Annotated in this window: 12 protein-coding genes; all 12 read right to left on the bottom strand. The window is 66.5% G+C overall.

Features of this window, described 5'->3' with window-relative positions; all coding sequences use genetic code 11:
• Positions 1–10: 10 nt before the first annotated feature.
• The 12 genes from HV783_RS11190 to HV783_RS11135 all read right to left on the bottom strand — a co-directional run bounded on the left by HV783_RS11190 (position 11) and on the right by HV783_RS11135 (position 9,764).
• On the bottom strand, positions 11–2,473 hold the full coding sequence (locus tag HV783_RS11190) for a tape measure protein (RefSeq protein ID WP_175189138.1): 2,463 nt from the start codon (positions 2,471–2,473) through the stop codon (positions 11–13).
• A gap of 142 nt (positions 2,474–2,615) precedes the next feature.
• Complete coding sequence (locus HV783_RS11185; RefSeq protein ID WP_175189137.1) at positions 2,616–3,125, bottom strand: phage tail assembly chaperone; 510 nt, start codon at positions 3,123–3,125, stop codon at positions 2,616–2,618.
• Entirely contained in the window at positions 3,125–3,553 is a 429-nt protein-coding gene (locus HV783_RS11180; RefSeq protein ID WP_045953074.1) for a phage structural protein, read from the bottom strand. Before HV783_RS11180 ends, HV783_RS11185 begins: the two co-directional genes overlap by 1 nt.
• 15 nt (positions 3,554–3,568) lie before the next feature.
• On the bottom strand, positions 3,569–4,927 hold the full coding sequence (locus HV783_RS11175; protein WP_175189136.1) for a DUF3383 family protein: 1,359 nt from the start codon (positions 4,925–4,927) through the stop codon (positions 3,569–3,571).
• A gap of 66 nt (positions 4,928–4,993) precedes the next feature.
• Positions 4,994–5,452: a phage neck terminator protein gene (locus HV783_RS11170; protein ID WP_175189135.1), complete on the bottom strand. Its 459-nt coding sequence runs from the start codon at positions 5,450–5,452 to the stop codon at positions 4,994–4,996.
• Positions 5,453–5,579: 127 nt separating this feature from the next.
• Positions 5,580–5,993 carry a hypothetical protein gene (locus HV783_RS11165; RefSeq protein ID WP_175146762.1) on the bottom strand — a complete coding sequence of 138 codons (414 nt, stop codon included), beginning with the start codon at positions 5,991–5,993 and terminating at the stop codon, positions 5,580–5,582.
• Between the two features lie 4 nt (positions 5,994–5,997).
• Complete coding sequence (locus HV783_RS11160) at positions 5,998–6,450, bottom strand: hypothetical protein (protein ID WP_175189134.1); 453 nt, start codon at positions 6,448–6,450, stop codon at positions 5,998–6,000.
• Positions 6,440–6,814: a DUF4054 domain-containing protein gene (locus tag HV783_RS11155; protein ID WP_175189133.1), complete on the bottom strand. Its 375-nt coding sequence runs from the start codon at positions 6,812–6,814 to the stop codon at positions 6,440–6,442. The genes HV783_RS11160 and HV783_RS11155 overlap by 11 nt, the downstream gene beginning before the upstream one ends.
• A 2-nt stretch (positions 6,815–6,816) precedes the next feature.
• On the bottom strand, positions 6,817–7,203 hold the full coding sequence (locus HV783_RS11150; protein WP_054506654.1) for a hypothetical protein: 387 nt from the start codon (positions 7,201–7,203) through the stop codon (positions 6,817–6,819).
• A complete protein-coding gene (locus tag HV783_RS11145) occupies positions 7,203–8,162 on the bottom strand; it encodes a DUF2184 domain-containing protein (RefSeq protein ID WP_175189132.1) in 960 nt (319 codons plus the stop codon). Before HV783_RS11145 ends, HV783_RS11150 begins: the two co-directional genes overlap by 1 nt.
• Positions 8,163–8,229: 67 nt before the next feature.
• Positions 8,230–8,682 carry a structural cement protein Gp24 gene (locus HV783_RS11140; protein WP_175189131.1) on the bottom strand — a complete coding sequence of 151 codons (453 nt, stop codon included), beginning with the start codon at positions 8,680–8,682 and terminating at the stop codon, positions 8,230–8,232.
• Positions 8,682–9,764 carry a DUF2213 domain-containing protein gene (locus HV783_RS11135; protein ID WP_175189130.1) on the bottom strand — a complete coding sequence of 361 codons (1,083 nt, stop codon included), beginning with the start codon at positions 9,762–9,764 and terminating at the stop codon, positions 8,682–8,684. The genes HV783_RS11140 and HV783_RS11135 overlap by 1 nt, the downstream gene beginning before the upstream one ends.
• Positions 9,765–9,768: the final 4 nt, after the last annotated feature.

Below are 9,768 nucleotides of genomic sequence, written 5' to 3'. Positions count from 1 at the left end.
GGCTCTACCCCTACCTTGCGGCTTCTACGCCCGTATGAAAGTCCAGAAACTCTGCCAGGCGGTCAATGCTGCGCCGCTGGGTGTTGGCCAGGCCGCGCGCGGTCGCGCCGGCAACCGCGCCCGGATCAGCGCCAGGCGCATTGACCGTGGTTTCGTTGTGGATCTCTACGGTCATAGGGCCTCGCCCACCAGGCGCGCCGGCGCGCACGGCAGCACCGGCCGACACGAGCGGAACACCCGTGCCGTTTGCGAACGCCTGCCAGACAGCCTTGTGGCCCAGCAGCTCCTTCGGGGCAGCCATGGCAGCCGTGTGGTCGTCGGTCAGCATGTCCCCCGGCAGCAGCCGCTCCAGCCACTTCGCGGCCGCCTCGACCTTGTCGGTAATCCACTTGGTGATGGCGGCCCCGATCTCCTGGATCTTGGCGATCATGCGACCGCCGATATCCTCGAAGAACTTCCACAAGCCGCTGAAGGCGTTGCGCCAATGCGCGATCGCGCCGTCCCAGTCGCCGGTAAACAGGGCAACGACGCCCTTCACCAGCTCCACCCAGAACGCCCACAATGCGTCGATGTACTCGAGGACCGGTTCGAAGAAGGTCCCTTTGGCTTTGCTCCGCAGCCAGGTCCAGGCGTCGCCCAGGGCCTTGTTGATCTGATCCCAGTACTTCCAAATCAGCCACAGGCCGCCGATGACGAGCGTCGCGATTCGTCCCCACGGCGTCATCACAAAGGCACGCCATAGCATCGGCACCACCCGCGTCGCCAGGAACACGAACACATCGCGGACAACGCCCAGGACCCACAACAGCCCTCGGAAGATCTTCCACAGCCCGTAGACCATGATCAGAATCGTGCCAAGCCCCTTGAGCCAGGGCTTGAGGTCCTGGCCGGCTCCGCCGAGCATGTCCTTGATCTGTATGAGGAAAGTCTTGACCGTCTGGATCTCGTCCTTCCATTCCTCCACCGGGCCGATCAGGTCGCCCAGCATCGAGTCGCCGCCCCGATACCAAACGCCAATGTCGTCCATCAGCAGGTAGATCGTGTACAGCAACGCAGCCATCCGGAGCATCGGCACAAGCGTACGGTTCCAGAGGGCGAGCATCCGGCGCGCGCCGGCGGGGCCGCGGCGTAGCGCCATGGCCGTATCCAGCCCGATCGCCGCGCGCGTGGCGGAGACCAGCGAACGGATGAGCCCGCCCGATTGCACCGTGGCCAGGCGAAGCCAAGCCCGCAGCTTCACCAAGCCCCAGGCGCCGCCGGTCAGGGCCAGCAGCCCAACCACCGTCTGAATGTGATCGGCCAGGAATTCAATGGCGCGGGTAACAGCCAGCACCGCCTGGCGCCCGAGCCAGGCCTGCCCCCAGAACCGCTGAAAGGCGTTGTTCCATACCGTCATGGCGTCCGCCATGGTCACCGGCATGCCCTGCGCCTCGATGCGCATCTTCACCAGTTGCGACTGAAGCGCCGGCAGGAACCTGTCGCTGGTGAGGCGGCCGGCCTTCACCTGCTCGAGCAGCTTGTCCGTGGTCAGACCCAGCCCGTCTGCCAGCGCCACCTGCAGGCGAGGCGCAGCCCGCATCAGCGTGCTGTACTGGTGCATCGCCAGCTTGCCCTGCATGATGGCGGTGGTCAGCGATGCGATGACCGATTCCTGGTCCTGCGCCTTGGTGCTGGATAGCGCCATCCCCAGCGCCAGGCCTTCCGTCACGTCCACCGTGTCCTGGGTGCTTTTGCCCAGGTCGGCCATGGTGCGGCGCGTGCGGACGAACAGCTCGGCGCTGGACTCGTACGATTTGTAGGTCAGGCGGGCCACGCGGGCCAGTTGTTGGTCGACCTCCGAGTACTCCTGCGCCGAAGCGGTCGCTTGGCGCATGCGGGCCTCCATCTGGCCCCACGCATCGATGTCTCCGAAGATCCGCCGGACCACGGCCACGCCGAACACCGTGCCGACGATCTTGCGCAGGCCCGAGAAGGCGCCGGCCTGCTCCTTGAGTACGCGCACGCCCTGCCATTGCGCGCGGGTCATTCTGTCCTGAGCCTGGCGGGCGTCCTGGATGCCCAGGCGAATGCCCTCCCAGGTGCCGATTCCGATTTCCCGAACCGTGTGCAGGCCGCTGCGCGCCTTGGCCATGAGGGTGCCGTAGGCGGCCTGCGCCTGCCCAATCCGAGCTCGTGCATCCGCTACGTTGACCGGAAAGGCCGATGCAGCCCCAACGCCGGCAACAGCCGCGGCCGCGCCACGAGGTGCGGACGGCAGACCTACGGACGTAGGCGTGCTCATGGCCGGCGCGGGTACGGCTGCGGGCCGCAGGGTAGCAGCCTGCCTCAAGCTCTCGCGCATGCGTTGCACGGCGGATTCTGTGACCCGTGCAATGGTGTTCTGGACCTCCGCGTAGGCCTGCTGGTACCGCTGCAGGCCCGAATCGTCCACCTCGTACCGCAGGAGGGTAACCAGCTCGCGAACTACATTCATCGGTCTTTCCTATTGGCGTGGGCCTGCTGGGCTTCCTGCGCGTCCATCAGGGCGTTCAGCTTCAGGATGTCCAGCAGGTCCACATGCCCCTGGCGCACCGCGTCGAGGCTGACATGGCCGGCCAGGATCGGCCGCCAGATGATCAGCTCTCGCTCAAAGTCGGGGCGGAAGACGCCGACAGATTCCCCAGCTTCCCGCGGGCCAGACCAAAGCGGCTGGCCCAACGCGCCAAAGGGCCGGCGAAGTTGTGCATCAGGACGTGGTACATGAGCTCCAGGATTTCGGAGAAGTCCTGGAACGCCAGCCCGCGATGGGCATCGGTGAGCTTTTGCGGCTCGCGGCCCTCAAGCTCGAAGCTGACGTTGTCCGGGCCGACCAGCAGCCCAAACCACTTCTGCAGCTCGTCGCCGCCCAGGCGGCCGGACAGGTGTCGCAGGGCTTGCATGACGGCCTGCTCGTCTCGCAGTGTGGCCCCGCCAGCACCCGCGGAGCCGTCGCTTGACTGGCCACCCACGACGGCACCAAACAGCGAGCCAGCAGCCGGCAGGACCTCCTTCTGCAAATCGCCCAACAGCTTGAGCTGGGTGGATGCGTCGAACTTGAGAATATGGAAGGTGGTGGCTCCAATGGGAACCGATAGCGTGCGACTCATCAGCTATTGCCTCCGATGACGTTGATAGAAGGACCCGTTTCGATCACCCATTCACGGGTGCCGACCTTGGCGCCGTAACCGGCTTCGGGGCTTTTGACGATCCAGGCGGAATCCGAGGCGTGCAGCGACTTGCCCCGCAGGTCGGTCACGGCCACAGGCACGGCGCCGTCGCCGTCGGTGGCCTTGTCCGCCTGGTGCAAGGCCGACAGATGCGCGTTGCTGGCGCTGGTTTGCAACAGCGTCACGGTGATGCGCAGGCGTGTGTCGCGCGACATGGCGCGGGCCACCTCGCCATCGACGCCCGAAACCGAGGTGATTCCCTCGCCGATCTCGGCCACGGTGACAAAGGTGTCTTCGGCCAGGCCGCTGAGCGCGATCGCGCCCATCACGATCTTCACCCGGCTCGGGGCATAGCTTTTTACGGACATACTCAGGTGCTCCGCTTAGATTTGTTGATAGGTCAGGTTGCCCTTGATGTCGCCGACATGGATGGCGCCGGCCAGTCGAGCGCTGAACTTGAGGTCGCGCAGGACGCGATTGGCCTTGTCATTGGTGGGAATGTTCATCGACAGCGGCGCCGAGATCACAAAGCCCGGGATGATCTTGCCGGCGGCGTCGACCTCGTCGGGCGCCACCAGGCCGCGGGCCTGGGCCAGCATCAGGGCCTTGCGCACGCCGGCCACCAGAACCTGGATACCGTCGTCGGTGAACGGCACCTTGCCGGGTGCGTTGACGAGCTGGGTGGCCACCTCGATCTTGACCTGCTCGGCCAACCAGTCGCGGCCGCGGATGACGTCGATCCACTCGCCCGCGGCCACCTTGCCGTTCTGGGTCACGGCGAAGCTGCGCATCTGCTCGAAGGTGTTGGCGTTCTTGGCGTGCGCCGCCAGCGCCTGGCCCTCGGCCAGCCCGTCGTAGGTGATGCCGGCCAGGCGCGCGTTGGCCCAGGTTTCCCCGCCCGGGTAGAACGTGAAGCGGTTGGCCGCCACCGCCGCATCCAGCGCCTCGCTGTCAGCCTTACCGTGAAACCAGACGTGCGTGCGGAAATACTGCTTCTGCTGGCATTTCGAGGCCAGATCGTCGGTGGCGGCCGCGTCGAGGATGCCGGCCTGGGCGCTGGAAACGCCAAACAGCCGTCCGTTCGATTCGACCCATTCAGCCGCGTCGAGGATATCCTCCTCATAGCGGCTGGCCAGGGCAACGCCATACCAATCGGCGTTCTCCTTGCTGCATGCCGTCAGCGCAACCGTAGGCGTTTCCTGGCTGCGGGCAACATTCAAGAACAAATCGCCTTTAACCGAGACCGCCACGGCAAGGCCGGCTTGCTTGGCGGTGATGTAGATATCCGAGCCCACCGAGGTCGGCGACACCGGGGCGCCACTGTCGACGATGGCCTGGACCAGGCCGGCGGCTATGTCCGCCGGCGTGCTATCGGCCCGCCCCGTGAATCGGCACGCCACCAGCGGCAAGGTGCCGCTCGAAACTGGCCAGGACAGCCTGATCACATAATCGCTGGCGCTTGCACGCGTAACCGCGACATGCGAGGTCTCGACGTGGCGCCGGCCGACGAAGACTCGCGGCACGGTCGGGATCTGCTTGAAAGCGTCGCGCACGGCGATGTACAGCGGGTCGGCCTGGCTCAGGCCCAGTTCCAGCAGCTCGGCCGCCTCCGAGACGACCAGAATCCGGCCGACCGCCAGCGCGTGCGCGCCCAGCACCAGGATGTCCGAGAAATTCTGCTGCTTGATCGCCGTGGTGTTCAGGGAGATCGCCACATTGACGATCCGTTCAAGGTTTGCCATGCGTGGCTCCAGTAAAAAAGCCGCCAGCAAGGCGGCCAGGTGGCAAAGGGGGGAACGGCCGCGCGCTTACGCGGCGGGCGCGACCGATTCGATAACAGGCACGGCCGCCAGGCTTGCAACGACATAGCGCACGCCCAGCTCCAGGAGGCCGCGCTGCTCATACCGCGCACCCTCTTGCAAGACGGGAATGTTCTGCAGGCGGCCTCGATCAAAGACCGCCAGGCCAAGGGCTTCGGCGCGCTCCTCGAATTCGGGGTGCTGCAGGCGTAGCTGAAGCGTGTCCAGGCCGTCATAGGCGCCGGCGCCGAACCCTTGCAGCTCCACCGTGGCGTCGTTGTGTTGAGATATCAGCGCGTTGCCGTCCTCATCCACCTCGCTCAGCTCCGCCCGGCTGGCCTGCGCCCAGCGCACCGCCATGGCGATGTACGGCGGCGCCGGCCGTGTGCCGTTCTCGTTGGCAAAGATCACGGGGATGCCGGCGGCCGCCGCCTCGATCAGTTCGAAAATCGCGTCTTCCGGTGTCATGGTTGTCCTGCGGATGTATGCGCCGATGGGACTATCGCGCCCGTGCTTGCACGGTCTGCGACTCGGCGCCGCCCTCTCCGGTGACCTGGATTGCCTGGCCGGACCCAGGGAGAGACCCTGCGGACGCTTAGCCCCGTCCGCGCCCGGTCCAGGTGGCCGGGGTGTGCTGGGAATTCTGTTGTTCCTGGTCGGCCAACAGCACAGCCAGGTAGCGGTAATGGGGAATGACGCCCGACTGCCAAGGCGCCACGCCCACCAGCAGGTATTCACCCGCTAGCGGCCCCGCGCCCCAGACCAGCCGATCGCCGCCGGTCCAGTCCTGGCCGGCCACGCTCAACAGCTCGCAGGTGTAGATCCGGACGGCCGCCCGTATGCGGCGCCCTTCGGGGGTTGCCTGCAATTGCTCGTAGTCACCCACCTTGGCCGGCTGCACCGAGGCGGAAATAGTTCTATCGGGAATGGGCTCGCCCTCGATCCAGCGCCCGCGCTCCCGGCGGCCGGGCAACTGGCCACGGATGACATGTGGCTTTCGGAAACTCATGCCACTACACCTTCTGGTATCGGACAGCGTTCACCAGCAGCCCGTGGTCGATCAGGGGCACATCGCTCCCCTTCCTGGCGACCGTCGATTTCGCGTTGGGCTTGGCCCATTCCTTGGAATGCTGGATGTGCGCCTTCTGGTGCTTTTCAGCGAACGTACCCAACTGATCCAGGGCCTGCTCCACGGTCAGTCTGCCGTCTTGGACGGCGCCCGCCATGCGCTCCATGGCCATGCCCAGCACTTCGCCATTCTTCTCGGCAAAGTCGCGGATGGCTGGCCGCGCGGGGATGCGCTCGGTGCCCAACTCGTTCCAGATCGCGATGTCGATCAGCTCGATCCCCGTTTTGGGGTCGCTGCCGGCATCCCGCTGGATGCCAAACTCGACGCCGCGCCCGTTGATGGCCTTGGCAAGACGCGCGTGCGCCTCCAGCCCCTTGTCGATCGCCTTAACCGCCAAGGGGAATGCTCCTTATGGTGGCCGCGCCCACCTTGCAGATGCGCGCCAGCCGTTGGTACCGGTCGTAGAAACCCGCCGGGTCCTCCGCACCGGCCGCTCGGCCATAGACGCGCTGCAGGTCACCTTCCTTCTCGCTGACCAGGCCAGGCCTGGCCACCACGCCGTCGGCGTCCGCTGCGCGCTGTGCCTTGATGCCGTACAACAGCCAGGCGGCGTACCAAAGCTGCGCCTCATCCTGCAACTTGGGGGGCAGGCATGCCGGCCGGTAGTCAGCGGCCATGGCCAGCGCCCGCTCCTTGTCCGGCGCCGGCAAGCTGGCCACCGCCGGCGCCAGGAAATCCAGATCGTCGATGGTGGCCGCCATGCTTACGACTCCTGCGAGCCGCCGCCGGCCGGCGTATCCCCGCCGCCTTCGCCCGGAGCGGCAGCCTTCAAGGCCTCATACAGGCCCTGCAGCTCAGGCTTGGAGGCCGATGGCGAGTACTGGGCGCCCTGCTCATCAAGCCAGGCTTTCAGCTCCTTGACCGTGGACGGCTCCTTGTCCGCTTTCACCGCGGGGGTCGGCTTGTCACCGCGGCCCGGCGGCACAACCGCGTCCTCGCCAGGCGGGTCCGTCTCGACCAGCAGCTCGCGGTCGATCAGGTCCTGCACGCCACGGTCCTCGGGGTTGACCCACGCGGCGCGCGTCGGCGCGATCACGGTATGGCCACCGATGTTGATGACCGCCTTAGTTCGGTTTTCGCAATACAGCATCAGATATCTCCCTTCGCCATCGACAGCGGGTAATACACGACCACGCCGCCGGCCCGCGCCAGGCACGGCACGACGAGTTCAAGGCCCCGGGCCTGCGCCGCCAACTGGTTGAACGGCATCGGCAGCTCCATGGCGAGGTTTTCCTCGCTGTACTCGTAGGCCAGGATCAGATCCTTACCGTTGGCACCCGCCCCCTTGAACTCGGCGGCGCCGATGATCTGCAGGTCGGGATGCTTGTCCAGGAAGAACTGACCCACGGTCTTGCCGTTGGAATCCGGGACGCGGCGCGAAAAGATACGGCTGCGCTGTTCGGTCGGCATAACGATGCGGGTGGGCGTGTGCACATCCTTGGACTGGTTGGTCACCGCGTCGTAGATCATGTCCAGGTCGGCCAGGATCTGGTCGGGGGTCGTGGCCGGATTCAGCCAGTCACCGTGCAGCCCCACCACCAGCGGCACGTTCGGGTGGTTCACCAGGCCGTACAGGCCGAACTTGCGATCGCCGATCAGCGCCATCTGGTTCAGCTTGATCTCGATCGCCTTGCGCGCCGCCATCGACTTGCGGGTGGGCAGGTCGCTGCGATTGGCGGCGGCCGCCCGCAGCTCCATCACGCTGTAGCCGTAGGAGTCGCCGATGTTCTTGATCTGGGCGACCTTCTCTTCGCCTTTCACGTCCGCGCGCGGCAGGTCGTCGGCGTAGTTGGCGACAATCTTGGCCATGCCGACCTCGTCGTACATGAAGTACGTGAAGGTCTCGGCCCACTCGGGCACTTCGGTGGAGATCGGCACCAGCGTCAGGCCCACCATGGGCGGCAGCTTCTTGTCGTAGGTGCGCGTCTTGACGTAGTCCAACTGGCGGGCGCTGTAGAGACCTTCGTCCTCGCGCATGCCGGCCAGCGCCACGACGATCTTTTTGACGGCCGGCAGGTCGGCCTCGTCGTAATGCTCGTGTTTTTCCATGCTGATTCCCAATGAAAAAGGCCCCTACGCGGGGCCTTGGGGGTGATTGCGGATGATGGCGGCTGGATCAGGGCGTCGCCGAGGCGGCAAAGGGCGCCAGCAGTTCGATCAGGGCGATCTTGCCGCCGGACACCTCCACGGCTCCCGAACGGAAGACGGCGTTAGGCACACCAATGGCGCCGCTGTCCGATACGGTGCCGTCAGCCGCGCAGCGGACCGGGCCGTCCTTGGTCACGGCGCCGCCGGCCGATACCTTTGCCCAACCGCGGCGAACGCGCAGCACGCTCACGGCGTCAAACTCGCGGTAGCCGCCATCGCGGGGGATGGTGTGGGTGTGCAGCGCCAGGCCGCGGATGCGAGAGCCCGGGCCGGCGACGATGCGGTCGTCGGTGGTGTCGCCCACGATCACGCCCGGGGCAATATCGCCCGCGGCCGCGTAGGTCTCGATATCGTCATAGCCCAGGTCGGCCTTCATGCCGGCGTAGGCCAGCTCCATGCGGTCATCGTAGATGGCGGGCATTATTCGCCTCCTTTCTTCAGGTTCGCCAGGTAGGCCGAGCGGGCCGCGCTGGCCGATTTGGGCGGCGGCGCGCTATCCGAGCGCTGCTGCCGGGCCGCCGACGGGGCGCCGCCGGCCAACTCGCGGCGCTGCGTCTCGACGGCATCCTGCCGGCTCTTGGCCTCGCCTACGGCCAGGTCGAATGCCGCCTCGATGTAGCCGTCGGACTTGTCGGCCAGATCGGCCGAGTCGCCACGGACCGCCTTGATGACGCCCTCGCGCAGCGCGCGGTCGGTGCTGTCGGCCTTGAACGCCACCTTGTGCTCGGTGGCCACCGCCTCCAGCTTCACGCGGGCCAGGGCCGCGCCCTTGGCGTCCTGGCGGGCTTGCTCGATACCCTGCTCCGCCTGGTCCGCCCGCGCCTTCTCGGCATCGGCGCGGGCCGCCTCGGCGTCCGCCTTGCTGGTGGCCGTTTTCAGGTCGGCCCGCAGGCGGTTGATCTCCTGTTCGACTTCGGGCGCGGCGTCATAGGACAGGCCGTTGTCGAGTCGGATCTTGACCGTGCTCATGTCATGTTCCTCATCGGTTTTGGTTACGGCGTCTGCCGCGTCTAGGTTCAAGCGCGCATTGCCTGCGCGCCCACGTTTCACCACGGCGAGGTGGTTGTATCGGATGTGCCGCTGGACGATGTCGTACGGCTCGCCCTGCGGCGATACCCCGGGGGTTTCGTCCAGCTCGAGCTCGTAGCCCAGCGACAACTCCTTGTTGCCGGCGTCCACGGGCCCGGTATCGAAGATCTGGATGTCGCCGACCATGTTCTGGCCGTCCTGCCGCCCTGCGGACAAGGCCGTGCCGATCATGTGCTGGCGCACGTTCTGGGCGTTGACCTTGCCCGGATGGCCGTCGGTGATCGGCTTTCCCCGCAGGCTGGCCAGGGAGTCGGCGTTGAACACCTCCTCGGGCGGCCGGTATTCCCGGCGCACGCGGCCCGCGCCGTCCCGGTATTCGAAGACGCCGGTACGCGTCAGCACGGGCGTGTCGACCAGGTAGCCCTCGTCGGTGCGGGTCGCCTTGAGCGGCGCCCGGTCATATCGCATCACCATGGAA

The organism is Achromobacter dolens, assembly GCF_902859745.1.
Taxonomy (GTDB): Bacteria; Pseudomonadota; Gammaproteobacteria; order Burkholderiales; family Burkholderiaceae_B; genus Achromobacter; species Achromobacter dolens.
This window is presented reverse-complemented; position numbering and strand designations above follow the sequence as displayed.

Coding starts and splice junctions, on each gene's coding strand:
- HV783_RS11185 (WP_175189137.1), bottom strand. CDS start 3,125: ATGAGTCGCACGCTATCGGTTCCCATTGGAGCCACCACCTTCCATATT.
- HV783_RS11165 (WP_175146762.1), bottom strand. CDS start 5,993: ATGAGTTTCCGAAAGCCACATGTCATCCGTGGCCAGTTGCCCGGCCGC.
- HV783_RS11155 (WP_175189133.1), bottom strand. CDS start 6,814: ATGGCGGCCACCATCGACGATCTGGATTTCCTGGCGCCGGCGGTGGCC.
- HV783_RS11180 (WP_045953074.1), bottom strand. CDS start 3,553: ATGTCCGTAAAAAGCTATGCCCCGAGCCGGGTGAAGATCGTGATGGGC.
- HV783_RS11170 (WP_175189135.1), bottom strand. CDS start 5,452: ATGACACCGGAAGACGCGATTTTCGAACTGATCGAGGCGGCGGCCGCC.
- HV783_RS11140 (WP_175189131.1), bottom strand. CDS start 8,682: ATGCCCGCCATCTACGATGACCGCATGGAGCTGGCCTACGCCGGCATG.
- HV783_RS11145 (WP_175189132.1), bottom strand. CDS start 8,162: ATGGAAAAACACGAGCATTACGACGAGGCCGACCTGCCGGCCGTCAAA.
- HV783_RS11150 (WP_054506654.1), bottom strand. CDS start 7,203: ATGCTGTATTGCGAAAACCGAACTAAGGCGGTCATCAACATCGGTGGC.
- HV783_RS11175 (WP_175189136.1), bottom strand. CDS start 4,927: ATGGCAAACCTTGAACGGATCGTCAATGTGGCGATCTCCCTGAACACC.
- HV783_RS11135 (WP_175189130.1), bottom strand. CDS start 9,764: ATGGTGATGCGATATGACCGGGCGCCGCTCAAGGCGACCCGCACCGAC.
- HV783_RS11190 (WP_175189138.1), bottom strand. CDS start 2,473: ATGAATGTAGTTCGCGAGCTGGTTACCCTCCTGCGGTACGAGGTGGAC.